Origin of the sequence: Fusicatenibacter saccharivorans, from assembly GCF_027667425.1 — a bacterium.
In the GTDB taxonomy this organism is placed as follows: Bacteria; Bacillota; Clostridia; order Lachnospirales; family Lachnospiraceae; genus Fusicatenibacter; species Fusicatenibacter saccharivorans.
In genome coordinates this window covers 1-26,171 of record NZ_JAQEGR010000002.1, presented here as the reverse complement: position 1 = coordinate 26,171, position 26,171 = coordinate 1, and the positions used below count along the sequence as shown (strand labels likewise).

Sequence of the window (26,171 nt, the reverse complement as noted above, 5' to 3'; positions counted from 1 at the left end):
GGGACTCTTCCGGCAGCATTTGACAATTGAATGAGAGTTTTTCTTTTCCCTCTGCCTTTCGAGTCCCCTATAATTTGATTTTTATTTTACTTTATAAATTTTCGCCATATCCTGTACATACAGCGGATAGAACTGGTAGCCCGCAAAATCGCTCCGAAGTGCAACCTCGCATGCCATATCCTCGATATACAGGTTTGCCGCATCGTCACAGAGCAGTGTTTCCATTTTTTTGTAAAGCTCAACCTGCTCCTCTTCATCCGTGCTGGTCTTAACCTGCTGATACAGTTTATCATACTCTTCGTTGCTGTAGTTGATAAAGTTCTTGGATGATGTTGAGGTAAACCGTTCCAGCAACGCGCGTCCGCTCAGATATGCCGCGTCAACGCCGACAACCGTGGACTGGAACTTCCGGTCTGCATATACATCCGACAGCCAGCTGTCCCACTCGACCTGCTGAATTTTGGCAGTAACACCGATCGCTTTAAGCTGCTCTACAAGAACCTGGGCTGTATCGATATGCTGCTGATAATTGTTCGGCACTGTAATCGTAAGCTCAAATCCATCTGGGTATCCGGCTTCTTTTAACAGTTCTTTTGCCTTCTCAATATCCTGATTATATCGCTCTGACAGTTCCGGCACATAATATTTTCCAAATGCCGGGAACATGCTGCTTCCGATGATCGTTCCTTTTCCGTCCGCAATCATATCCAGCACTTCCTGACGGTTTGCCGCATAGCAGAGCGCCTGGCGCACCTTCACATTGTTGAGCGGTTCCACGGCATTGTTCAGATACAGCGCCTGTACCAGGTTCATACCGCCGTCATAAATCGTAAAATCGGAATCTTCGGCAAGCTGCGCTGTCTGTGTGGAACTAAGACGTGCATACATGTCCAGTGTTCCGGATTTTAGGTTTGTTACGACTGCATTGCTGTCCTTGACAATTCGAAATGTTACCTTGTCCAGATACGCCTGATTTTCCGTATCCCAGTAATCGCTGAATTTTTCAAGGACAATGTTTTCCTGCGGGGACCGTGATACATAGTGGAACGGGCCTGTTCCGACCGGATCTGCTTCCAGATCTTCCACATGCTCAGGTACAATCGCCACCGTCAGATAGGCAAGAAACTCGGTGTCTGGCTCTTTTAAATAGATGTCGATCGTGCTCTCGTCCGGAATTTCAACCTTGTCTACATTGGAAAATGCCTCTACCAGAGGCGTTCCGTCTCCGTTGATACCCGCACAGCGTTCGATTGAATATTTTACATCCTCTGCAGTGACGGTCGTTCCATCGTGGAACTTGACACCATTCCGGAGCTTGAAGGTATAAACCTTTCCATCCTCCGAGATCGAATGGCTCTCTGCCACCGCATCGTTCAGATTTCCTTCTTCATCGGGCTTTACAAGGCCCTCATAAATATTGAATAGGATTTCTTTCGTTCCTGCCGCAACAGATTTGTGTGGGTCAAGACTATCCTCAATGTCCTGAGGAATTCCTACCGTGATGGAACCTCCCATAACAGGTTCCCCTGTCGGGGTTGATTCCATTGATACCTGAGAACTTGTGGTATCGGAAGAATCTGCTTTCCCATCCTTGCCATCCTGGCATCCGCCAAGTACAACAGTAAGAGCTGCAACTAAAAGCAGCGCAAGTACGCTTCTTCTTTTCTTCATGATTTCTCCTTTTGATACGAGTTCTCTCATTTTGTAATTGTCACGCCTATTGTATCCGACCTGTTCCCAAATAGCAAGTACATTATTGTATACAATTTATTTTCCGAATCTGAAAATCACGTATATCCGCCCGCATATTCCGGATTCTTTCCCTCGGGATGTACCGGAAAAGATAAAAATTTTGCCGCCCGGGAATTTTAACATTCCCGGGCGGCAAACGCTTTTGCTTTTTTTCTTTTATCCTTCAATGGAGATTGTCTTTTTCTGCTCCACAGCCGGTTTTGCTTCCTTCTTCGGTACGAAGAGTTTCAGCAGACCGTGTTTAAATTCAGCCTTGATGTCCTCTTCGGTAATATCCTCACCTACATAGAAGCTTCTGCTGCATGCACCTGCGTAACGCTCTTTGCGGATGTAACGGCCGCTCTCTTTTTCTTTCTCGTCTTTGTCGAGACCTTTCTCGGCACTGATGGTCAGATAACCATTTTCCAGTGTGGCCTGAACTTCATCTTTTGTGAATCCCGGAAGGTCAACCACTACCTCGTAGCCATTGTCCAGCTCGCGGATATCTGTTTTCATCACATGGCTGGCTTTGCGGCCATACAGTTTCTTTTCTGTATTCTTCATCTCTTTGTCATAATCATAGAACGGAAAATCGTTGAAAAAGTCATCAAATAAATTTTCTCCAAAAATACTAGGCATTAACATAAGTCATCGCTCCTTCTTATTCTTCTCATGGAACCTGATCCATGCTTTTTCTCCGGTTTTTCTTTTCACCGGATCTTTTTGTTTACCTGTTTCTTTGGAACGGAAAGGCTTCCGGATACCGGAGGTTTTCTTCTTTTCCTCTCTTTGTATCCCTCTTCCTTTGTTCTAGCTGTAATATAACACTTATTATTAGCACTGTCAAGAGGTGAGTGCTAATTATTTTGTGAAGATTTTGTGAAGCCTTGATTTTACGGGCTTCACAGGGATTTTTCACTTACTTTCGCACTCGATTTTCTTGATTTGACCACATTTTGACCACAAATTCTTGGAAAAATATATTCGTCTGATTTTCTTACCACATTTTACGACAACGACTTCTGGTTTATACCACAGCAGGTACGGTTTCTGGCAGATTCATTTTAGACATCTCGTTCTCCACATGAGACTTCTCTGCAATATGATTGTAGACATTCATTGTGATCTGTGCATCTGAATGTTCTTCGCTCCGCTACGGTCGGTGCTAAACGGATGTCCCCCGGACATCCAGCACCCCATCACATACTGCATAACTTTGGGATTGACATTATTCTCACCCAGTCTGGTACATCCCGTATGACGAAGGGTATGCGATGAAATAGGAGGCATCAGCTCCGGCTCTCGCTTCTCTCCTTCTGCCAGTTTGCTTTCTTTCTTATTATAGGCATTAACAATGTTTTTCAGAAAGCTGTTCACTCCCGCTGGCATAATCGGACGTCCATACTTTGTATTGAAGATGAATCCACTGCGTCCACCAATCTCTACATTACTCTGCAAACCAAGCATCAGGTTCAGCTCTCTCTGTTTACGGAACGCATCATATACCATCTGTGTCATAGGAATGTCTCTGATTCCTGCATCCGTTTTGGTTTCTGAATCATGGAAACAATATCCTTCTTCACCTTCATAATATACAAGCTGTCCACCTACATGGATCTCCCGACAAACGGTTTTCAGTGCTTTTTTCATGTTTTTCCTATTAAATTTTCCTCAGACACCTACATAAGTGAAACTTAGATTATGCCCAATACACAGTATTATTACTTATAACAACTAAATTACTTCTTGTCGTGCAATCTATTATTTATTCCAATACATCAGGTGTCCACCTTGTTCCAATATCGTTAGTTGGAAGTCGTTTTGTCTTGTATACAAAAGCCACACTATACCGTGCTCTCGTCACTGCAACATAAAACTTAGAAAGACTTTCATCCTTCATGTCTTTGGACTTTCCTGACAACCAATCCAGCATTGGTTTCGTCGGGTATATCAAGACTCTATTAAAAGTAAGTCCCTTGGACAATCCAAAATTCATCGTTTTTGGGATGGGATTTACCTTGGTTCTTTTATCATACCGCAACTGAACAGGATTATATATATCTACATATTTATCAATATCATTCTCGTGAACCCAAAATATTCCATCATGTCCCGTTTTTTCATTCATGGCAGAATCGCATGGCTTCATATCAGGATACATCTGATTTGCAAGATCACATATAATCTGATTATTTCTATGAGATGTCGATAATGTTGTGGTATCAATATTCATTCCGGCAATATTATCCTGCACAAAAATCACTATTTTCCCACCTGCATATTTTTTATATTTTGCTTCATAATGAGTTCGATACGTCGTCTGACGAGGATCTCCTACTAAAGTCATGTTGCAACCAACCTCATGCAACTTTTTTATAACTTCTAAATCATATCCAACAAAATCTTGTATTTCATCTACAAAAACATAAGAAAAAATTTTTCGTATTCTGCGAAATACACATCCATTCGATAATTCGTCCAAAACACAGGGCAATTTTGAAATCATATTTGAATATACATTACCGGAAGCCGTGACATATTTTTTCTCATTTGTATCCTTTAGTCTCAACAAATTTTTATCTGCCTTATTCACTAATAACACACCGGATACCCTATTATTTATAAGATAGCTTTGGTAAGGTCGTATACCATGCTTGATTAGCAGCAAAAACCACGGCATAATAGTTACATTAGATGGAATACAACCATTTATTTCGTAAAATTTGTCTCTAATGCTTTGTTCATTAGCATCGGTATAAGTTGTTATCAAAACATTTTCAGAAATCTCCAATGCCTTTTTTACAAGAAATGTTGTTTTTCCTGCCCCTGCCGCCGCAATAATTAGACTACTCATTTTTTATCGCCCTCATTATATACTCAGGATATTTAATTTTCGTAGCCGATTCAAAAATTGCTATGGCACAATCCGTCTTATGAGCGTGCATATATTTGTGCATCTCATCATCCGTATCGTAGTTAGTTCCAAAAATATTGTTCATTGCTTCTCGTCCATTTTCTTTTAATATTTTCGGCTCTAAGGTATTATAATTAAAATCCTTATCTGACAGTTTCAAATCACCTGTATCCACTACCTCATCAACACATATATGAATACATTGTATTTCTTCATATTCTTTGTACTTTTTCTTAACAGCTTCAATATTTCCATCATTATCCGTAACAACAGCTGTTTCTTTGTTTAGTGTCTGTGCAATTTCAAGATACCGCTTAAATGTCACCCCACCTACGGTCATTACATCTATTCCATCTTGGATAGGAAGCCGCCCCTCATGAGTATCCATATATGCCCGCTGAACAACCAGCTCATCTGAATCGCCCTCTACTAAGATTGATTTTTTACAAAGAATCAATCGCAGTGTATCATAACCTGCCACTTTTTTGAAAAATTCAAAAGTTTCCTTTTTGAGCGATTGCATCGAGCAACAATTATCGCCTGAAAGCAAAATTAAATTTTCCAGTCCGAGTTTATTAGCGACAAAGCTACTATGCGTTGATGCTATAATTTGTCTACCAGATGCAGCCTTTTCAATAACTCCCATTAGTTCGCTTAATCGGGAAAAAGACAAATGACTTTCAGGTTCTTCAATCAAAATAATACTTGCTTTTTCTGCCTGTTTATGACTTAAAGCTAATTGTGTTTTTATGATACATTGTGCACCTTTTCCAGCATGAGCAAACGGGATTCCATCCACCTGCGTAACCAAACTTGACTCCCAAGAATTTTGAACTCCCTGATCGGCACTCAATGATAATTTTCCATTCATAACAGTAGACGCTGCACTAATTTTCTCATTGATTGACTGAATTGCTTCATTTTGTGCAAACTCATCTATCATATTTCTATGGGCTTGTGTTATTGCTGTTATGTCCTCTGGTTCAAGGAAATCCTTTACTACTCTGGAAATATATACATCAGACCCATTTTGGTATCTGTAATTTGACGAATCAATCATTACAGACTTTATTGGTATGAATCTGGGCATTTTTTCATCTCGGCTAAAAGAAAACCATTTAGCTTCATAAAATTCAATAGGCAAACTTATAATTTTTTCTGTTTTCAGCAAACTTTCATATTCTGAATTAAATTTATCAGAAAAACTAATTGTGAATCTGATTCCCTCTATACCATCACTTTTTTCGGAATTACCATTTCCTTCATATTCAGGCAATGTTCCACTTTTGAAATATAACTCAATCATTATTTCTGGAGGTGCAATCGGCTGTCCATTTTCCACTGATGCCAGGTATTCCTCAACTGCTTCTCTATTAAATAAATATGTTGATAGCTGATTTCTAATATTTCGACCAGCATACATACCCGTTAAAGCCACATGAATGGCTTCAAGAATAGTAGATTTTCCAGATTCATTATCACCAACCAGAAGATTGATATTTTCATTAAATTTTACTTCAAACGGATTTTTAAACTTCTTAAAATTTTGAATGATTACCTTCTCAATAGCCATTCGTAGCCTCCTATCTTCGATTTTACTCTACCCCTAACGCCTTAAACACTGCATCTTCCGCACTCTGATACGGAATCAGCTGAAATGCACTCATCAGATCAGCTGGAACACTTGCAAAATCAACAAACGATGTACTTGGAATCAGCACCTTCTTTGCGCCGCTATCCAGACACACCTGAAGTGTATTGGCAAGTTCATCCACCTTTATCATTGTGCCACTAATTGTTATATCTCCCAACACTGCCAAGTTGCTGACAACAGGCTTTCCAAGAGCAATCGAACAAAGTGCTATCAATGTTGGAAGTGCCAATTTGTCTGTCATACCGATACCCTGCAAATCCTGATAATTGATGATGTAATCCTTGGTCGAGGTGCTGATAGAGCCACTGATCCGATTGCCGTTGGCTTTCAGATAATTAAATGCCGTGTTCACCGCTTCCTTGCATTTAGAATCACTGCCTAAGCCAGTCCGTTCAATTTTGCCATTGCCTGGAAGCATCTGACTTTCCAAACGGAATACACCAATCATGCCACTTTTTCCTCTGGATACGGTATAAACCTGTCCCGGATTACACATTCCATCCGGTATCAGCTTACCACCACCCTGTTCTGGTACGGAAACATAATGTTCTGACATATCTTCTAGATCTATATAAGAGAAGTTCACATCATAAAACTCCATACCACCCAGCTTCTTCAATTGCTCCTTGACACGGCGACGCATTTCCAATGCAATCTGAATAATTTCTTCCAGTTCTTCTTTGGTAAACTCACCATTTGGGTACATCAACTTCAGATAACCGTCTATCATACGACGAACCGCAATTGTATCACGCTGATTCAGATTTCTCCCCAGACGGAAGTAGTGATCAAGTGCATCTCCATACTGCTCCTTGCGAAGCTCTCGGATGAACTCTGCCAAATAGTCACTGATAAAACCATAATCATTAGTAAAATGCTCCGGTCTGAACTTCGGTATCTCCCATCCTGGAAGATAACAGTGCATACGATCAAGAAATGCTGTATCTGTTCCCATTTCCTGCGGGAAAGGTGCAAACAGACTGGATGTTTTCAACAGCACGTCCACACTCTGATTGATATTTCCCACAAATACCATGGACGCAGTAGCAGCTTTTTCTTCTTTGCCACGGGCAAAAGAGCCGGATGCCATGTAATCCTTCATAATCTGAATGCCATCTTTATCTTTAAACTTGATACCTGCCACTTCATCAAAGGCTACACAGTCCCATAAGCCGACCAGTCCGACCGTTTTGCGTCCCATATTGTAAAACAGGTTTGCAACCGTCGTCTGTCCACCGGAAATCAAAATACTGTTTGGTGAAATCTCTTTGTAAAGATGAGATTTACCGGTGCTTCTCGGTCCAAGCTCACAAAGATTAAAGTTATTCTCAACTAATGGAATCATACGGGTCAAGAGCAACCATTTCTCACGGTATGTAAATTCATCCGGTTCCATTCCGATAGAACGAAGAAGGATATCCAACCATTCATCTTTCGTAAAAGCTTTTCGTCCCTGCTTCAGTTCATCAATATCAATGTGCGGCATCTGGATCGGTGTCAGCTTACGGATACTGATTGGTGAAATATCTTTCTGCTTTTTCTGTTTGGAACGAAGTGGATTTCCATCAATATCCTCAATGCCAAAATTATTGTCGCCTTCAACCTCATAATCCAGCTGAACAATACACCAGATACCGCCGCAGAGCAGGCGATCAAATTTTTCTGGATATTCATCGGCAATCGGTACATTACCAATGCCCAAATTAGAAAACTCTGCAAAAAAGCAATCCTTTTTCATATCCAGTCGAACAGTCACCATATCAATGATTGTGTAACTGCCTTTTTTACGCAGCTGAGACAGAATTTTCTGTGATTCATCCGGGCGTACAAAGTTGTCAGCAAGAATACGCTTCACATTCTGTACGCCTTTCTCTATAACCGTCTCATCATCTGAACTGCAATACTGTCCCAACAAGAACTCAAGAACATACACTGGGACATTCGCCCCTTCTTTAATTTTCTTTGTCAGGTCTTTCCGAACAATCTTACCGTCAAAGTTCTGACGGAGCTTGTTCTTTATTTCTTCACGGGTACTTTCACCCTCTGCAAATTGCTCCATCTTTCTCTCCTCCTGCGGCATTAACTAAAAAAATCAAACTCGTCCACCGCAAAGGCGATGTCAATCTGGAATGGCTCCCGCTGTGGCAGCTGTAATCCCTGTTCATCTGCAATTACCAGATAATAAGTAGCGGTATTGCTGTATTTTAAAGATTTTAGATTAAACTGACAACGGAAAGTTCTTTCTGCACCGTTATCGCTGGTCTTATCTGCAATAATCTTCTGAATATCACTAATCTGTTTGCCGTCCTCATCTGTAAAATAAACTTGATAGGTTGCTGCTTCACGATTTGTACTGACCGCATCTTTTTGATAGAAGTTCAACGAAAAAATCATATTGCTGATCTTACGGTTTGCGGACAGTAAATTAACCGTTACCGGCTTAGTATCATATTTCTGCTTATTTCGCTTATATTCCATAGAATCGTTGCGGAGATAATGATACTCAATCACTGGAACAACCATTTCCTGCAAACTGATACCACCATGCACAAAATTCATACCGCCGCCATTCATTTTGATACGAATACTTTCTCTCGGTGCAAATCCATCAAATTCCGTATTTCCGCCCAGGAATTTTACAGGCATCAAGTAATCTGGTTGCACACCTTTCTGCATAATTGCATATCTTCTGCCATATTCTACACATCGCTTGATACTTTCTTTTTTTGTAATGTCAGAGTTTGTTACATCCACATCAAAAAATCCTCTTTTATCTACTTTGTCCTCTTCCTTCAAAGGACTGTATGTATAAAGAAATCCATGATCTGCCGTAATTAAAATATTCGTTCCACCAAATTCATTTACGATAATACGCACAAGATTCTTCAATTCTGAAATCGCCTTGTCACAGGCAGCAAAAACAGCAGTATCCGAAGTGTGGCTGGCTTCATCTATGGTATCGTGGTAAATATAGACCACATCCATCCCTTTCACCAAAGCACTTCTTTCCGCTCGTTTCATAGCAATGATGTCATTATACTTTAAAGCCACGCTTGCCGAATCTTCTGTTTTCAGAACCTTATCCCTATAAGTACTTGCCGTAGACTGTCCATCTGCCAAAACCGTCAAAATATCGTTCCGAACCTCTACTGTCAGTTCTTTGTGCGGCAACAAAGCTGCCATACCAAACTTTGTAGTAGAAGGAAAGATGCTCTGCATACTGCTGATAGAAACCTTACTTTGCGTTTCTCGCTGAAGCTGATCTGCCATCGTAGCCGCCACTTCATAACGCATGGCATCTGAGATAATTACAAATGCTTTCGTATCTGAGGTTTGGATACGGGAACGGTAAAAATCCTCCTGTTGCGGTACTTCCAGAACTTTACCGTAAGTTGCCAGTTCATCCGCACATACATCCGACCAGTTGTTGCCCAACTCACCTAAGAACCAGTGTGTATAAAGTCCTTCCACCTTATCGACAACATGCTTGAACAAATCATCCAGCAGAATATTGGAAGTCTCCAAACTCTTTTGAAAACTAAGATGGAACAAACGGTAATAAGTGTCCATCTGATAGTAGCTCTCAGTATATTCTTTCCAGATACTTTTCGCTTCTGCGGTATGGAATCCGGCAGAATGTTCCTTAAAGAAACTTTGCATATTCGCCACTTGTAAGATACCGTCATAAAAATTCTCAAATGGCTCATACCATACACAAGTTCTCCGTTTTTCAACGGTATTCGTAATGGTATCCACATCAATAATATGGTCACTGATCTCTGTCATTATCTTTGTCAGAATCACTTCATTAATACACGGAAAGCACTCTGTTCCTACCAAATCTTCTACTGTCAGCTTTTCAAAACGCTGATACAGACAAGCTTCATCCTCAACATAACGTGCCACATCATATAATTGCGGAATGTTGTCACTATGAAGCCATTCAGAAATAAAATCATAGCAATATGCCTGATGTGGTATGGAAATAAAACTGTCTAGTCCGGCAAGATATTCCTGCCGCATGGTACGGGTCGCCGCGGTTAAAAGTAGATGAATTGCTAACCGCTCAAGGTCTGGTTCCTCCTCCACAAATCCGCATCCCTGACGAACCATCGCCCAAAATGCTGCGTCTGCATGATATTTTACAAAATCCTGATAAACCGTATTATTATTCAAATCCAGTCCCGCCTGGAACACACTACGGAGAATCATATTAGGCTGTGCATCTTTCAATCCACAGATTGCCGCCATGACAGCCATGTGTAACTGTGCCGGTGTTTCCGGAACTTTATTCTGTGTGCTGACTTTCAAACGACGATCTTTCGCATTGAAATAAGCACGATAATTTTTAACCTGTTTCCTCATTGCCGGATTTGATATAAGTCCCATCTCATCCATCCAAATAGAAATCAGATCCGCCCGAAACTCTTCGCTGTAAAGCTCCACATCCAGAAGCCAGTTATCATCTGGGCGGTTATAGACACACGGACTGTAAACCAGATAATTTGTGGTCAAATCATCTACTGAAAGCAGTTTTTTTACAGAAAACGCATTATTTCCTGTCAGCGCAATCACCTTTGCATTTTCCAAAACCACTTCATCCAATTTATCCTCAAATTCCTTATCTTCATCGTACCAGAAAATGATACGACGCTGATAAAACTCAGGAAGAGGTGCAGCAAACCTGCGATTTAAATCTTGTATTATTTTGTCTGTATCCATGCTGCATTATCTCCCTTCCGTATTTTTTACATAAATAGTGCTTCGTGCCGCACCCTCTTTTCTCAAATAACCATCCTTAACCATATTCAGCAAGACAGCTCTGGCTCTACGATGTTTTACATCTAAAATCTCTACTGTTTCAGCAGTAGTAATAGAGCCATTTTCCAATACATATTTATAGATTTGTTGTTCCTGTTCACTATCCGGCATTTTCTTTGTCGTATCTGGCACTGTTTCTGTTTTATCCGGCACTTCATTGCCACTATCTGGCATTTTATCAATAGTATCCGGCACTTTAATGGCGTTATTGAGGTCATTGAGGTCAACAGTGCCGTCAACCTGACCTCGATAAATATTGATACGCAAATCCACTTCGCCACCAATAAACTCCGGCTCCCGAAGTCCGGCAGCTTTCACTTTATCAATAATTCTCGGAATACCGCTTCCCCAATGCTCGATCAGATTCATGTAAGCAAACGCATGGGCAAGGGCTTCATTTCTGATTTTGGAATAACCTTCTTTCATACGCTCCATCGTTTGTCCCATTGGCAGCTTCCCAGGAGAAGTGATTTCCAATCGGTTGTCATATACCGCTACCTGTATCGTACCATGATCCAGATAACTACGATGTACCATAGCATTGATAATCAACTCACGAATGGCATCCGGTGGAATCTCATAAACATCCTGGCGATAAATTCCCACAATAGTAGCACCCAGATGAATATTTCTTAAGACAAACTGAAATGCTTCGTCTATCTGTTCCCAAAGCGGTCCGGTATATTCTCTACGATCAACAAATACCGCTTTCGTTGTACCTTTGAACACACCACATTGCGTTGCAACATGAAGGCCTCCGTTGCCTGTCAAAATTGCAAACGCATTGGATGGAAAATCTTTTCCATCACGCTCGATTAAAATTCCCCAGGAACGCAACTGCTGTCTGCCTACATCTTTAATCGATGCTTTCTGTTCCTCTGTCCGAGCATTTCTGACAGCCTGCTCTTTCATAGCTTTGCAAAGGGTATCAATATCTTCATCTGTAACATTTAACCCAGTACATAAAGCCTGATCATAGTAGCGGTTACTGCCCTCAAACAACAACTCCTTTACCATATACTCATCGGCAAGGCGGGTAGTTCCGGCAACACGGACATATACACCGCCATCTCTACCAAGGGCTTTGATATAATACGGGCGCTGTCTGCCCTCAAAAACCTCTACCACAATGACAGTCTTACCATCAACCGTCTGTAAAGTGATATCTGGGATAATTGCCGGTTCACAGCTGTCTGATACGGCATTGGCAATGGCATCCATTTTCTTGAACACATCTTCCTTGTCAAAGCCAACAACCTCTCTGGTTTTATCGGCAATTCCGAAAATGATTTTTCCGCCGGTTCCATTGGCAAAGGCAACCACAGATTTCATATATTTGAGGCTTTTCTCCGGCAGGTTCTCTTTGAACTCCACATCCTTCGATTCTCCTGCAAGAATTTCTTCTATAGTCATTGTAACACCTCGCTCTCTTTGGCAGCTATTGCCACCATTCATATTATAAAATACCCGCAGTTTTCTTATTTACCACTTTGGAAATCAGCTCATTCATCAAGTCGTTCTTAATATCAATCCACGTTTTCGTATTGTCGATAGCGAGCTGACATTTAGATTTCTGCATAATTGCAGTAATAGTCTGACGAACATAATTTTCCATTTCAATGAGTTCTTGCTTTGAGATATTGCTTCCATCACCTTCATGTAAGGATTCTGAGCGATAACGATAAAAGTCCAGCATCTTATCATGTATTCCTACAACTTCTGCATCATTCTTTCCAAGCAAAACTGCAATGCGATTGGATAACATTTGTTTTTTACCTGGTTGATTTACCGGCAAAAGTGCCATTTCTAATGCTGTCGTATACTGTTCAAATCCAGTTGGAGCATCTGTCTGCTCCAATCCCCACACAAACTCATCAATAATAGGTTTCATCATGGAATAAATTTGTAATTTATAATCTCTTAAAAACTGATTACAGCGTTCAACATCTTCTGTTGCAAGTATATATTTTCGTTCATCATAAGCATTTCTGGTACTATTCTTGCTCGTATGGTTCTGAGTATTATTTATAAAACCCAACACCTTAAATCTGTAATTGAAAAATGTTTGATATAATCCAATGTTCCCGTTTTTATATAAACGCAACAACGAAAATATTTTATGCAAATATTGTACCTCTTGCTCTTGGTAAGCTCCAATTTCATCTTCACATTGGCAAGTCTTATTCGTGATTACAGCACCCGGAACAATCTGAGGACCATCTATCAAAAATACATCTTCTTTTTTTAGGCAGATAAAGTATGAACCATTTTCATCATGTAAACGTGAGCCTATATACTCAATACATAGTTGATTTTTTCCATTTTCAATTTCTGATTTGAATGGGAAATCATCATAATAGCACTTCTCGATAGTATAACCATTTCCCAATTCAAGATTAAGTATACTTTCATCGCAATACATTATAATCGCTGTAATTTTCACAGTAACATCAATCAAAATACCACCCCCATTAACGCAAGCCCTTATCCTTCAAATATTGACCAAGACTAAGTTTCTTTTCAACTTTCCAAGCCTTATACCCATTTGTACTTCGCCCCGTCACAAACTGAGCCGCTGTTGAAGAGCTGGTAAACTCACAGTTTTTAAGAATATTACCATTCTTATCCACATACTCTGGATTGTCTCGATATGCTTTAGCGGTTTTCCCACCTCTGATATGATTTGCAAAATCCGGACTTATTTTGCCACCTGCCAGAACAGTAATTATCTTTCCATCATATTCTGCCGTTGCATATGCAACTCCTGTACGCTGTGTAAGTGTAACCATAATTTTCATGATTCTTCGTCTCCTATTTATAATTTTTTTAATACTGTATCAAATATTGCATAATTCTTCTTCACACCATCATCCAGATCAATGGAAATCATCTGGTCGGCAAGGTGATGAATCTTTTCCTCGTAAATTCTGATTTCAGTATCCTGCGCCTGCAAGGTATTCAACTTTTTGTTCAGCTTCACACGCTCGCCAGTGGAAGCATTGACCATACGCTGTTCCAAATCCGCAATAGCAGTACGATAACGAGCCTGCTGTTCATGCACATAATCGGTACGGATACGGGCAATGGTGTCCGGCTGATAGCGGTGCATATAAATCAGAGCCTTAAATCCATTCTTCTTGCCGCTGTCAAATAGCCAGTAAATCGGGCGTTTCTGATAAATCTTACAATGATCTTTATAAAAATCATTCAGAAAATAATTCCGAATCACATCTTTCGGCTGACCTTTTCCCCCCAGTGCATCGGCAATGAATTTCAGGTTTTCGTCTAAGGTATCTACACCGTAAACAGTTTTTACGAACTCCACGAATAGACCGACAATATCATCCTCAAAATATTCATCGTCGCAAATCGGGATAATGTTATCCTTATCCGCAGCAAAAGAACTATATTTGCTGTTATCCCATTCTCCACCTGCATAGACAAGACCATCCGCATCCAGAGAGTGGCGACCGAACATACAGCCAACCGCATAGGAAATGAACGAGCGAATATCTCTGCCAAGATCAGCTTTGCGGACAGTAACGTCCTTGTCCTCAACCTCTGGTGTCAGCTCATCCTGTAAACCGTAAATGTCGATGAAAATACGGTTCAATTTTTCCTCATTGGCTTTCAGCTGGTTAAAACGGTCATTGCATTCAGTCTGCCACTGGTCAAAGGCTTCCGCAATGGTAGAAACTTTGCGAAGCAGTGGATGCTTTTGAAAATCCCATGAGGTTTCAAAAGCATCCCAATCCTGCTTTGAAATACTAATATTATATTGGACTAAGGATTTAACCTGCGGATAAAAATTCATATCTTTGATAAATGGCATATTGAGTATATCTTTGATATTATTATTCATTGTCGGGTTTATAATTCTTAAAAGTGCTTGTGACACCTTGGAATTTAAAAATCCTAACACATAATCTATAATAGTTTCATCATTAAACAATATTGTTGCTGCCGCTTTATTAAATGTCAAATTTTTACCAAGTTCTCTTACGCCAAACAAAGGATTCATCGAAACAAGGGTCCATGTGATTCCTCTCCTAAAAAGGATTTCATCTTTGGGGAATCGTGCAATTTTATCTCTTTTATAATGCTGAATCGTGATTGGATCAAACTTTACTACGGTATCAATATTGCCATACCATCGCCTAAATTCACCTCCTTTAGCGTGTAACGCCCACTTCCTTGCTTCAATATCATGAGCATTCACTTCCCACAACAATTTCAAATACTTGTCATTATTACCAGTTAAAATTTGTCCATCAGAAAATGCAACTTTCTCCAATAACTCATTATCATAACAATTAGCAAACTGTTCACTAATCCAATAAGCTATCGGTTCACCTGGTATCTTTTGAAATCGTAGTTGATTAGATATATACCGTTCTTTTCCTTTAATGAAGAGTTCCTCTTTTCCAGTTTGTGTCGTCGGATCAACAAGTCTGCAATATGTACCAAGATAATTGTTCAAAAATGTGTTTCCTATTACAAAGCTGGTTGTTTGTACAATTTCTCCACCAATTTCTTCAAAGGCACGAGCTCCCAAATGCGCCATATTTATAATAGCTTTTTTAGAAATTTTCTTTCTAATATTCTCATAACTTGCAAGGAACATCCAAGCGTGTTGTGTAATCATTGCCTGACAGCCATTTTTCTTTGTCATTTGTCCGCAACGTTCAATAAACACAGCAAACAAATCACTTTTACTATCTGGGTAATCACTTTTAACATAATCAGAGAGCTTTATACTCATACCAGAGCTACCCATATACGGCGGATTTGTCACTACCACATCATACTTCTGCGCCAGTGCTTCTGCCACCTGCACCAACGGCAACAATTCTCTCAGTGCCGTCTCACGGGACATATTTATATCTTCCGTAATCTCTGCAAAACGGTCATACAGTGTAGACCAATCCTGCGGTGTTACGGTCAGAATCGAGCCGTATTCTTTTGCATCATGCAATTCTTTAATGATGGTATCCATAGCTGTCGTGAGCTTTGCATCCCCATTGCAGAAATAGTCCACGGCAAATTCATCTACATGATTGCTCTCTACAATAGCATACACATGGGGCTGAATGCCACGGCTGAAGAAGCGTCGGTCATACTGACGGGCTTTCATCATTACCGCAAAGTAAGCCAGCTGTGTTGCACGGTCATCAATATCCAGACCATAAATATTGTTCTCTACAATGCTTGCCACTGCTTCACGGGTGGTATAACCGTAAGATTCATATATCTTCATCAGCACATCAAACATATACGCAAGAATATGACCGGAACCGGAACATGGATCAATAACTTTCAGCTGATCCGGTGTCAGCGCGGCGTATTCCTTGCGAATCTCGGCAAGCTGTGCCTGCACTTCCGGCTCCTGCTCAGCTTCTTCCAGATAGTAGTGCCATTTGGTATCTTCCGGATCACGGTTTCCGGCAGCATAGGCAGACTGTTCTTCCTCGGTAGGAAGAAGCTGCTCTTTCACATCCGGATGTCCCTCCAGCCATAAACGACCAAGACTGTTCTCTACCATGTAGCGAACAATCCAGTCTGGTGTGAAAAGCTGAGTTGCTGCGGGGATGTTTTCTTTTGTGATTTTCACATTCTTTTTCAGTGCTGCGAAAACGTCATCCTTTTTCTCACTGTTATAATACTGATACAGCCAGCCGATGATCTGGACAGCATCCTTCCAGTCATCCTCCGGTATCAACTCGATCATCTGCTGAATGACACTGCCTTCACGGAGCAGATTGTCCGGCAGAAGAAGCTCGGTGTAGTCCGCAATCTTCTGGAACATTCCCGGCAGAATCTTATTCAAGGCGTTACACTGCACGATCAGCAGATATTTATACAGTTCTTCGGTCTTTTCGGCATCTTTCAGTTCATAGACCTTTTCCATATCCAATCCATCCAAATCCAGATGAATGGCTTCGGTTATAATCTGCGGCTTAAAGTTGTTTTCCTCGTCCGTGAATACACGCACATGGGAAGGAATGTAACCGTTGACTTCCATAAATCGTAGAGCAGAGAAGCGGTTGAACCAAGTGTAGGCAACCTCCTCCATGACCTGCTTATAGCCTTTATCGTTAATCTCGGCAATCAAAGCCTGACGTTGTTTCTTTTCATCAGCAGTGAGGACTTTGCCGCCAACGCTGTCCGCATTGGCGGCCTCGATATTATCCTCTGTGATACCGTATTCCACGCCTTTTAGGGAAACACGGGCGATCAGCTCTGTTCTTGCCCAGACAGCAAATTTTTTAATCGCATTCTTATCCATACTCGTCTCTCCTCGTTAGTTCAGCTTGATCTCATCGCAATTTTTCAAGAGTTGCTTCAGCTGAGAACGAATCTTCTCTACATAATCATCAATGTCTTCATCCGTTTGTAAGGTCTTTGCCTGGAATACAACCTGTCGGTTATAAGCACGGACAACCTTTTTCTTTGCCGGAGCAGTTTCTTTTCCTGGCTGTGTCGGCTGTACCTGCGGCTTCGGTGCAGGCGGAGCCAGAACTGACTCGATATTGCTGATAGTATCATCCTTGTACTGGCACATCGGCAAGAACATAGCATCCAGAAGGGCAAGGCTCTTTAATTCTGCGATTTTCTCCTTGCACTGACTGAAATACCGATCCGATTTTTCAATCAGATGGGATGCCTTGGAATCGCCGTTTGCAGCAGTATGGGTCGCTTCCATACACTGACGAACCGTTTCCAGAACCTCAGCACGTTTTTCTTCCAGCATCTTGTCATGGGCGGTGCGAACCGTATCCATCAACGGATTCAGTTCACGAATCCGGTTATAGTTGAACTTGCTTCCGGTCTGAACCATCGTAATCAATCGAATAGTATTCAGTGCCTTATGTGCTTCCTCATTTTCTGCAATCCGGTCAAGGTCATCATGCAGAGATTTTTCAAACTGCACTGCCTGGTCGAATACTGTTACCTGGGTTTTGAAGAAGTTTTCAATGCCGTTGCTCATGGCTTCTTTATTGTTGAAAAGAGCATCCTCTTTTTTCAGCACACGCTCAATCAGGGCAATATTGTCTTTCTTCTGAGAAAGAACATCATCCATCAGATGAATAGCTTCCTGCACTAATGCACGATCCGGGTATTTATGTCCGTCATAACAAGCATCCAAAGAAGCATAGTAATCACGCTGCTCGGTAAACTTCTCCGTCACAAAGCGAATCAGACCATCTTCATCATCCGGCACATCCATAATGTCGAAATACTCTCGGAGCATCGCTTTTACATCACGCATCATCGTAGCAGAAATGTTTTTACGCTTGCTGATGGAAGTCTTGCCGATCTCACTCTTTTTGCGGAGCATATCCGGCAACTTCGGGTCATCCGGCTGAATGGTATTGCCTGCATACTTGATGGTTACTTTCTGGGAATAAATCAGTTGTGCCGCAACCGCAGCAATATCGATTTCTTTCCATCCATACGGAATCGCACTGTATTTGCTTTGCACATCTGCCATAGAAGTCGGCAACTTTTTCACATCCTGCATTTCCAGATATTCTTCCATAGCAGAAGCAGCATCACGGTTCGGTTCCATGCCCGGAAGTGCCGTTACCGCACCTGTCAGAATCGCAATAATATCTACATCACTGCCTGCATTATCTGTAATCAGGTCGAGCTTGCTATATACATGGGCAACCAGATATTCAAGCGACTGGTCAATCTTGCTCTTAGCATTTCCAGCTCTGATTTCCAGATGCTCACCGTCTACATAGAACTGCGCCCCTTCAATAGCATTTTGCAATTCGCTCATGGCACTCAGCTCATATTTTCCGGCTTCGTCTTGCTGGTCACTGATAATTTTCTGCACAGTTTTTGGAAGCTGGCTTACATTTCTCTGCTTTACGTACTTACGAATCTTCATAGCAGATTCCAGAGATTCATAGTAAGGCGTATCAGCCAGAACCACGATTGCTTCATTACCTTTGGACTCCGCCATCAGACGGTAATCTGTTTTTTCAATAGCATCGGTAGCAACGGTCAGGAAACGCAGACGCATACCACCTGTTGCCACTCCAACTGTAATGCCGTCCACCATCTGATCGAAAGCAAAGTCATATTTTCCATAACGGAACTTCTTGGTTGTGAAAATATCACCGTAAATCATCTGAGCGATACGCTCTACGATAGAAGCGGTATCTACATTGGTATCCCGGATTTCACGCTGAATATCCTGTTCTTCATCCGTCAGGAAGTTATAAGTGTCTCCGGTTCTGCCGATATAGTTCTGGCTCATCAGACGGTCAAGGCATCCACGGACAGCTTCACGCATGATAATCTTATCCACACGAATATCATCTGCCATAAGGATAACGATATTGTCCAGATTGGAAGGAATATCATCAATATACCGAATCAGATACAGGAGTTTCAGTACATCTACATCCTGCTGTTCGATGCCATCACCGTTGTCGGCAGCTTTTTGGCAACGTTCAATTACACGACGAATTGAACCATCCAGAAAAGTATGTACGGTATCATAAAAACGGAAGAACGGAACAAGTGCATACTCATCCTTCTCCTGAATTTTCTGTGCAGCTTCCTGGAAACCGGACAGCATGGAACGCTCACCACCGGAAAGGTGCTTGCCGGAATTTCCGTGCTTGCGGATTTCAGCAAATACCTTCTGCATAATAATAAACTGATACGGCACGAACGGGAAGTTCTCAGTAAATTCCCTCGGACCGGAATAGCCTTTAATATCCAGAATAGAGCCATTGAAGCTGAACAGGTTACGCAGGACAGAATCATTCTGCTCATAAACGGTTTCCAAATCCATTGTTGCTTCCGGTTTCTTTTTCAGAATACGCTTCTGGATGACTTCATCCACGGAGGAAGAAGATAAGCTCAGTCTTGTTTTGAAACGAGCCTGGATACGGGAGAACTCATCGGCACGAACTTTGATGATTTCATCAATGGCTTCCTGTCCGGTGCAGATCACCCAAATCTTTCCTTCACACTCACTTCCGATTTTTTCTGTCAAAGACTGGAGGTTCAAAAGCATATCGGTGTCTGTGCCGACATACTGACCAACTTCGTCGATCATAAACAGCAGACGGAAGTTCGCTGGTTTAGTATCCACATAGGCTTTCATATCTTCCACAAGCTGAGCAATAGATATTTCTGTTGCCGTTTTATCATTGAACCATGCCTTGGCATCGTCCTCACTCATATCCAGAACTTCCATTAAAGTCGGAATAATAAACTTTCCATTGAATGCAAAGGCACGGCGCATTTCCATCCAGGACTTGCCTTTCTTTTCTTCAAAAACTCTGCGAAACTCCTCAGTTTTTCCCTGCTGGTCAATATAACGCTCCATCATGGCAACTTTCAGATTCTCACCGTAAAATCCCAGATGGTTGTAGAACATTTTGGCAAATACACGAAGAACCGCAGTCTTATCTTTATTGCTGAATCCCTCAATATCAATATTGAACAGAATTGTCTCGGTCTGTCCCTTTGTGGCACGATCAATCAGCATAAAGGTTGCCGGGTCGTCCTCAAACTTTTTACGGAAACGCTCCACACTGCGAATGCCTTTTACCTCTTTATTTTCCAAAAGGTAGGAAAGCATTTTCAGGAAGTGAGATTTACCACTTCCAAAGAAACCGGAAATCCAAACACCCATATCGGCTGTCGGCTGGTCAAAAGCATCACCGTAATAATTGAAGAACGTAATGAAATGTTTCTTCAATTCTCTGGTAATGACATATTCATTTAACTCCTGCTCGATTACATCATCAGCAGCCTGATCTACTTTAATTACACCATTGATTTTGCGGTTAATGTCATCCGCAAACATATCTCGAATCATCATGGCTTTATCCCCCTTAATCTATGACATTGAATGCCCGGTAATAATCATTTGGTGTCAGACGATTAAACAGTTTTACATGACGACCATCAAACTCACCCGGATACATAACCAAAATCGGAACATCCGAAAAATACGGTTGCAAGGCTTCCAATAACGTATGGATTCTCATAAACGGGAACACCTCGCCCACACCTGTCAGCATCAGCACATCACCCGGTTCGTGTGGCTCATACTGGATTTTATCAATGAACTCTCCATTGCCGATTGCGGAGTTAAGCTGCTCCAGAAGATAAGCACTTCCGTCAGCTTCTTCCATATCGGGAATTGCATCTGTGATGTCCATATCATCGCAGATAGAGAGAAATGTTTTATATAAATTACAAACGATCAAATGGCAATCTAAGGACTGATCAGTTTCCAGCTGATTCACAAAATGACGGACAACCATTTCATTCTCCGGTTCATAACAGAAGATTCTGATATTCACCTCATTGCTGAGTCCTTTGCCTTCCAGGAACTCCGGTTCCTGAATCAATGCCCGAACTTTGTCCAGGCGTTCTTTTATGTCACTCATTGGCTACCTCCTAAGAAAAGCAATTAAACGCCGGCAGTATCGCCATATCACCATTGCTTCTGATGGCATTCTCCAAAACAGGATGCAGCCATACTGGATTCAAATGATCTGCCCCCCGGTTGTCGAGATATTCTGTTTCAACAAGCACTCTGGCAATTATCTGTTTTAACTTTGTTATTGTAGTATCGCTCCAGGAAGCCACGGTATCATTCTGCTCCTGCAAGCGCATAAAAAATGTATTCAAATCTATCTTACCAAAAGACGTGTCCCTTAATCTGTACTTCTCGCCAATGACGGTCAGCATAAATTCCCAGACCAGTCGGCTCTGCTTCATCAACGCATACAAACAAATCTGTTTTGCCACATCCGTCGGCTGTGAAGCAATCGCAGAAACCAGAGAATCATCTTCCAGTGCCTGAAGCCGTTTGATGCAGGCTTTCGCCATGCGTGTAATAGATTTTTCCGTTGGATACTGAAAAAGATTCTGCTCTACAATTTCTTTAACAATTGCATCATCGGAATTTCCTTCTGCCATTAGCTTTGCGGTAGAACGCATTTCGTAGAAAAGGAACGGCTCTCTGGTCAAAGACGCAATATAAGGATAAGAATGATCCATGTTCCCGTACCTCCTTACTGCTCCTCTTTTTTATCAGGAACAAATTCCATGATATCTCCCACATCACAATTCAAAGCAGAACATATCTTTGACAGAATCTCTGTACTTACATTTTCATCTTTTGATAATCGAGACATCGTTGTTGTACTAACTCCTGTCATTGCACGCAAATCTTTCTTCATCATTTCTTTATCAATTAACAATTTCCACAATTTCTTGTAACTAACTGCCATTTTTTCACCTCAATCTTATTTGCTTGAAATATCTGTTCACATGGTATTTATCATCATATCATAAAAATGCGTTTCAAACAATCTAATCTACCAAAAATCGTAATTCAATTCTGAAATATCGCATTTAAAATCACAAGAAACACATCTTAATAAGACAAGCTGAAAGTACAAGTGCCACTATATATCCGATTCCACAGAAAAATTTTATCTCGTTTATTTTCTCTGATTGCAATCTTATCCTTTTTTTCAATTTTTGCACTTCGTTCTCAGCTGTCTTTCTATTCTGTTCCGCCTGATACTTTAAACTTAACATCAGCGATAATAGACCTTTCGCTTTCAATGTCAGATTCTTATTCTTGAAATGATGATTACTCATTACCGTAAAATTCTTAGTTCTCTCTACACGAAAAATCTGTGCCATGCTCCCATCCTTCTTTCCAGTTCAAAAGGAAAAGACGCAAGCCATATCTTATGACTCACGCCTTACTTCGCTCACAATATTCTATTTTTATCAGTTACCTGCCAGATTAGTTACTGGCAATCCTTATACATAAATCAATTCTTTCAGGATAATCTCTTCTGCAATCGCTCTGTGCTGATTGGCAGCTCTTACCCATGCCATCTGATCTTTCTCCTTATCCGGCAGTGGTTCTTTTTCTTCCAACTGTTTCAGAATCACTTCTTCCCGTTCCCTGGCTGCCTTGTCCACTTCCAGAAGATGCTCTCCTATCGTATCCTGCAGAAGCATCACCTGATAGGTTGAATTTCGATGGTTTTTCAGATAATCTCTGCGAAGAAAACCATACTTGCCAAGTTGCTCCATCTGTTCACCGGATTTATAGGTGAGATTCGGGATTACTTCAAACTGTTTTACTCCACTTCCTCCAGTTCTGTTCCTTCTGGAAGAATATATCCGCAGTTATCACATACTCCATCCTCTGCAAGTATCCCGTCTTTCACAAAGGCTTCAATGCCTCCCGGTTCATGACAGTGTGGACAATCTAATTCCTGTATCTTTTTCTGATTTCTTACATCCTGGCAATTGGCAAATTCAATTTTACCCATAGTGATTCCTCCATTTTCATTCCATATCAATTTGTCTTCGCAAAAAAGTTCCTACTATACGGGAAAAATTGCTGATATTACGAATATAGGCAAAGTCTTTTCCATAGATTCTCTTTTCCACGGAGAGCTCTTCTTCATTCCCTACAAAAATACCAATTACGAAAATTCCCTGATTTCTGGCCCGACGTACCTCATATGCAGTATCTTTCACAGCTTTTTCTCCGTCATAGATCTTGGGCTGGCGGGTTCCTGGTCGTTGTATGCTCATATCACAGGGTTTTCCATCACTTAATACGATTAAAATCTTATTTTTTTCCGGTCGCTCCATGAGAGAGGAACCGACTGTTTTCAGTGCAAGCCCATCTCTGTTATTGGCATATGCACGAAATTGAAAGATTCTTTCATTTGTTTCCCTTGGTTCTTCATAATTCCGAAATCTCTGAAGAGGCAAAAGCATATCTTCTCCAGCAGAAAAATGTAATTTTTTCATCAAATACATGCCAAGTTTCTTCTGATCAAAATATCGTGCAAAGGCACCCTGCTTCACTGCCTCATACAGAACCGTTTGTTTTGAATAAACATATTTTTCTGTATCCGGTTCAAATTCCGTATCATAATCACCACTGACTGTCCAAAAAAGATTTCTGATACGATTGCTGATCTCCAGATGATGTTCTTCCAGTTGTTCCGCCGGCCATCTGACATCCTCCATACAAGTTTACCCCCATATGTCTTTTCCGGTCCAGGAAGATGGGATTCTGGTAGAAACCACATCTTCTACGATCTCTTTTTCAAATACATCAAAACTTTTATTTATGATTCCCATCTGGATTGCATCAATTGGAGAAAGTCCGCTTCTTGTTGCTTTTACAGCAGAAACCAATCCTCTCAGGTCAAGAGATTTTGTTGAGATTTCTCCATGGTAAGCTTTGATCTGCAAATCCAGAAACAGTCCTGCAAAAGCTTTCAGTGCACTTTTTTCCCCATCTGGAAAATGTTGCCTTAATACAAAAAGAACACTATCCTCATCCATTTCAGGCATATCGATTACCATAAACCTTGAAACCAATGCTTCATTTAGCTCTCTGGTACCTGCGTAACCATAATTCATCGTGCCGATAAATCGTGTTGCCGGATGAAGTAAAATCCTGTTATATCCTGGAATATTGATTCTGCGCCGATGATCCAGTGTGGCATGCAGTACAGAAACCGCATCATTTTTTGCCATATTGATTTCGTCCAGGATTCCAAATCCTCCAAATTCCGCGCATTGGTAGATGGAGCCTTTCCGAAGGCGAACCTCATTATTTATAAAGGTGTCCGTTCCAATCAGATCGGCACTGTCTGTATTTACATGAAAAGAAATATCGTATTCCGGTCTTCCGAATATCCATGCCAATGTCTCACATAGTACATTTTTCCTGTAGCTTTTGCACCGGAAAGTAACAGATTATCTCCCTGAAGAAGCGCTGCTGTTGACATTTCCAGAATCTTTTTCCCATAAAATAGGATATCCGGTTTTTCTACTCGTTCCTTTACCTGATCCTCTACCTCATAACGCATGTGAAAATCTCTCAGTTCTCCAATCAGTTCCTGCGCTACCTTCTGGTCTTCTAAATATTTTTCTATTTCTGTCCAATGACTTCTCATGAAGATTTTCCCTTCTTTGCAATTGGTTATATCAAATCAGATAATATTTCTGTTTACTCAATCGTGAACCTCACATGACTAAAGTCACGTGCTTCCGGCCGCTTTAAGCGGCAGACCAAATATCGGCGGATACGCCTGTTACTTAGATTTTGCACAGATATGTGCTTCTTCCATGCCGGATACGGCGGGTTTCCACATAACAGGTAATCCACTGCATATCTGCCTGTGTTTATGCTGCTTTACGCAGTTCCATTTCTGAAATCAGTTCTCTCAGATCTGCATAAACACATGAGGTTCTACGCTTTACTGCAGGAACTTTTGCCTCCAGCAAAGACCTTTCCGTTTCCGGCAAGGGTTTTAAAATTTCACGGATAAAATATCTTGCTCCGATATTATACGATGCCGACAAATCACAGTTGTATCTTTTTCCAGTCTGAAACGTACACAGACGATGATCCCGTGTATCACGGGCAATCTCTCCTGATCCATCAAAGGCAAGCCTGCTCGTGTTCCAGGCACAGATTCGGGAAATTCGGATTCCCTTTCTGTGTGCCTGCTGTCCGCACCGTTTCTGGATATCACGTTTTCTCCACATCTGCAGTTTCTGCTTTTTCTTCCCGGAAAGTTTTCCTTTCATTTCCAGATATTCGAAAACAATCACATCTGCCTTCTTTTCTGATGCATAAAAAACGATTTCCTTTGCAATTTTTCTGCCAAGCTCTGTATTCAGACGTTTTGCATATGCCCATCTTCCCTGCGCCTGACGCGATCCATGTTCCCGCTGAAATCTTCGGATCCGTCCCAGCGCACGGTACATCCGGTCTTTGTCACTGGAAAAGTTAATAAACTTTCTTCCCAGGATAGTTCCGTCTGGACGCATGATGGTACAGACTGCATCCGTATTGATGCCGAGATCCACACTGCAGATCGTTTGTTCTTTGACAGGTGTCCGGTTTAAAGATACCTCTTCCGCATACGTAAAACGCAGGAAATATTTGTCGTGCTTTTTCTCCAACGTTGGCGCCGAAGCTTTTTTGCCCGACCAGTGTTTTCTTAAATATTC

19 protein-coding genes and 2 pseudogenes are annotated in these 26,171 nt (G+C 41.3%); all 21 read right to left on the bottom strand.

The window, feature by feature from the left end:
• Window positions 1-81: 81 nt before the first annotated feature.
• Window positions 82-1,671: an ABC transporter substrate-binding protein gene (locus PGS38_RS02275; protein WP_118595773.1), complete on the bottom strand. Its 1,590-nt coding sequence runs from the start codon at window positions 1,669-1,671 to the stop codon at window positions 82-84.
• Between the two features lie 237 nt (window positions 1,672-1,908).
• Window positions 1,909-2,376 (bottom strand): Hsp20/alpha crystallin family protein, encoded by a 468-nt coding sequence (locus tag PGS38_RS02270; RefSeq protein ID WP_117510053.1) that lies wholly within the window; start codon window positions 2,374-2,376, stop codon window positions 1,909-1,911.
• Between the two features lie 471 nt (window positions 2,377-2,847).
• The gene (locus tag PGS38_RS02265) at window positions 2,848-3,381 is read right to left on the bottom strand and encodes a tyrosine-type recombinase/integrase (protein ID WP_242857239.1); all 534 of its coding nucleotides are present in this window, start codon (window positions 3,379-3,381) and stop codon (window positions 2,848-2,850) included.
• 115 nt (window positions 3,382-3,496) lie between these two features.
• Window positions 3,497-4,585, bottom strand: coding sequence for a UvrD-helicase domain-containing protein (locus PGS38_RS02260; RefSeq protein WP_055268227.1), 1,089 nt, complete (start codon window positions 4,583-4,585; stop codon window positions 3,497-3,499).
• Complete coding sequence (locus PGS38_RS02255; RefSeq protein ID WP_055268225.1) at window positions 4,578-6,218, bottom strand: ATP-dependent nuclease; 1,641 nt, start codon at window positions 6,216-6,218, stop codon at window positions 4,578-4,580. Before PGS38_RS02255 ends, PGS38_RS02260 begins: the two co-directional genes overlap by 8 nt.
• Window positions 6,219-6,240: 22 nt before the next feature.
• Complete coding sequence (gene brxL / locus PGS38_RS02250) at window positions 6,241-8,358, bottom strand: protease Lon-related BREX system protein BrxL (RefSeq protein WP_118601700.1); 2,118 nt, start codon at window positions 8,356-8,358, stop codon at window positions 6,241-6,243.
• Between the two features lie 20 nt (window positions 8,359-8,378).
• Window positions 8,379-11,021 (bottom strand): BREX-1 system phosphatase PglZ type A, encoded by a 2,643-nt coding sequence (gene pglZ / locus PGS38_RS02245; protein WP_270475831.1) that lies wholly within the window; start codon window positions 11,019-11,021, stop codon window positions 8,379-8,381.
• 6 nt (window positions 11,022-11,027) lie between these two features.
• The gene (locus tag PGS38_RS02240) at window positions 11,028-12,533 is read right to left on the bottom strand and encodes an RNA-binding domain-containing protein (protein ID WP_118595776.1); all 1,506 of its coding nucleotides are present in this window, start codon (window positions 12,531-12,533) and stop codon (window positions 11,028-11,030) included.
• Window positions 12,534-12,576: 43 nt separating this feature from the next.
• Entirely contained in the window at window positions 12,577-13,578 is a 1,002-nt protein-coding gene (locus tag PGS38_RS02235) for a hypothetical protein (protein WP_118595777.1), read from the bottom strand.
• 13 nt (window positions 13,579-13,591) lie between these two features.
• Window positions 13,592-13,918: a DUF4357 domain-containing protein gene (locus tag PGS38_RS02230; protein WP_118595778.1), complete on the bottom strand. Its 327-nt coding sequence runs from the start codon at window positions 13,916-13,918 to the stop codon at window positions 13,592-13,594.
• Between the two features lie 17 nt (window positions 13,919-13,935).
• The gene (pglX, locus tag PGS38_RS02225; protein WP_118595779.1) at window positions 13,936-17,406 is read right to left on the bottom strand and encodes a BREX-1 system adenine-specific DNA-methyltransferase PglX; all 3,471 of its coding nucleotides are present in this window, start codon (window positions 17,404-17,406) and stop codon (window positions 13,936-13,938) included.
• Window positions 17,407-17,421: 15 nt separating this feature from the next.
• A complete protein-coding gene (brxC, locus tag PGS38_RS02220; RefSeq protein WP_055219000.1) occupies window positions 17,422-20,970 on the bottom strand; it encodes a BREX system P-loop protein BrxC in 3,549 nt (1,182 codons plus the stop codon).
• 13 nt (window positions 20,971-20,983) lie between these two features.
• The gene (locus tag PGS38_RS02215) at window positions 20,984-21,544 is read right to left on the bottom strand and encodes a DUF1788 domain-containing protein (protein ID WP_055219002.1); all 561 of its coding nucleotides are present in this window, start codon (window positions 21,542-21,544) and stop codon (window positions 20,984-20,986) included.
• A gap of 10 nt (window positions 21,545-21,554) precedes the next feature.
• On the bottom strand, window positions 21,555-22,160 hold the full coding sequence (locus PGS38_RS02210; RefSeq protein WP_055219004.1) for a DUF1819 family protein: 606 nt from the start codon (window positions 22,158-22,160) through the stop codon (window positions 21,555-21,557).
• 14 nt (window positions 22,161-22,174) lie between these two features.
• Complete coding sequence (locus PGS38_RS02205) at window positions 22,175-22,393, bottom strand: helix-turn-helix domain-containing protein (RefSeq protein WP_002578407.1); 219 nt, start codon at window positions 22,391-22,393, stop codon at window positions 22,175-22,177.
• Between the two features lie 301 nt (window positions 22,394-22,694).
• Window positions 22,695-22,814, bottom strand: a pseudogene (locus PGS38_RS02200) (helix-turn-helix domain-containing protein); the annotation flags it as partial.
• 123 nt (window positions 22,815-22,937) lie between these two features.
• Complete coding sequence (locus tag PGS38_RS02195; RefSeq protein WP_118595780.1) at window positions 22,938-23,306, bottom strand: TnpV protein; 369 nt, start codon at window positions 23,304-23,306, stop codon at window positions 22,938-22,940.
• Complete coding sequence (locus PGS38_RS02190; RefSeq protein WP_118247149.1) at window positions 23,264-23,458, bottom strand: hypothetical protein; 195 nt, start codon at window positions 23,456-23,458, stop codon at window positions 23,264-23,266. The genes PGS38_RS02195 and PGS38_RS02190 overlap by 43 nt, the downstream gene beginning before the upstream one ends.
• Window positions 23,459-23,474: 16 nt before the next feature.
• Window positions 23,475-23,957: a cobaltochelatase CobT-related protein gene (locus PGS38_RS02185; RefSeq protein ID WP_243037621.1), complete on the bottom strand. Its 483-nt coding sequence runs from the start codon at window positions 23,955-23,957 to the stop codon at window positions 23,475-23,477.
• Between the two features lie 219 nt (window positions 23,958-24,176).
• A pseudogene (locus PGS38_RS17625) lies at window positions 24,177-25,108 on the bottom strand (AAA family ATPase).
• A gap of 229 nt (window positions 25,109-25,337) precedes the next feature.
• On the bottom strand, window positions 25,338-26,171 hold an 834-nt coding region (locus PGS38_RS02175; protein WP_330670612.1), incomplete at its 5' end, for a hypothetical protein.

Coding starts and splice junctions, on each gene's coding strand:
- PGS38_RS02205 (WP_002578407.1), bottom strand. CDS start 22,393: ATGGCAGTTAGTTACAAGAAATTGTGGAAATTGTTAATTGATAAAGAA.
- brxC (WP_055219000.1), bottom strand. CDS start 20,970: ATGATGATTCGAGATATGTTTGCGGATGACATTAACCGCAAAATCAAT.
- PGS38_RS02275 (WP_118595773.1), bottom strand. CDS start 1,671: ATGAAGAAAAGAAGAAGCGTACTTGCGCTGCTTTTAGTTGCAGCTCTT.
- PGS38_RS02240 (WP_118595776.1), bottom strand. CDS start 12,533: ATGACTATAGAAGAAATTCTTGCAGGAGAATCGAAGGATGTGGAGTTC.
- PGS38_RS02190 (WP_118247149.1), bottom strand. CDS start 23,458: ATGGGTAAAATTGAATTTGCCAATTGCCAGGATGTAAGAAATCAGAAA.
- PGS38_RS02265 (WP_242857239.1), bottom strand. CDS start 3,381: ATGAAAAAAGCACTGAAAACCGTTTGTCGGGAGATCCATGTAGGTGGA.
- PGS38_RS02270 (WP_117510053.1), bottom strand. CDS start 2,376: ATGTTAATGCCTAGTATTTTTGGAGAAAATTTATTTGATGACTTTTTC.
- PGS38_RS02230 (WP_118595778.1), bottom strand. CDS start 13,918: ATGAAAATTATGGTTACACTTACACAGCGTACAGGAGTTGCATATGCA.
- brxL (WP_118601700.1), bottom strand. CDS start 8,358: ATGGAGCAATTTGCAGAGGGTGAAAGTACCCGTGAAGAAATAAAGAAC.
- PGS38_RS02185 (WP_243037621.1), bottom strand. CDS start 23,957: ATGTATTTGATGAAAAAATTACATTTTTCTGCTGGAGAAGATATGCTT.
- PGS38_RS02215 (WP_055219002.1), bottom strand. CDS start 21,544: ATGAGTGACATAAAAGAACGCCTGGACAAAGTTCGGGCATTGATTCAG.
- PGS38_RS02255 (WP_055268225.1), bottom strand. CDS start 6,218: ATGGCTATTGAGAAGGTAATCATTCAAAATTTTAAGAAGTTTAAAAAT.
- pglX (WP_118595779.1), bottom strand. CDS start 17,406: ATGGATAAGAATGCGATTAAAAAATTTGCTGTCTGGGCAAGAACAGAG.
- PGS38_RS02260 (WP_055268227.1), bottom strand. CDS start 4,585: ATGAGTAGTCTAATTATTGCGGCGGCAGGGGCAGGAAAAACAACATTT.
- pglZ (WP_270475831.1), bottom strand. CDS start 11,021: ATGGATACAGACAAAATAATACAAGATTTAAATCGCAGGTTTGCTGCA.
- PGS38_RS02210 (WP_055219004.1), bottom strand. CDS start 22,160: ATGGATCATTCTTATCCTTATATTGCGTCTTTGACCAGAGAGCCGTTC.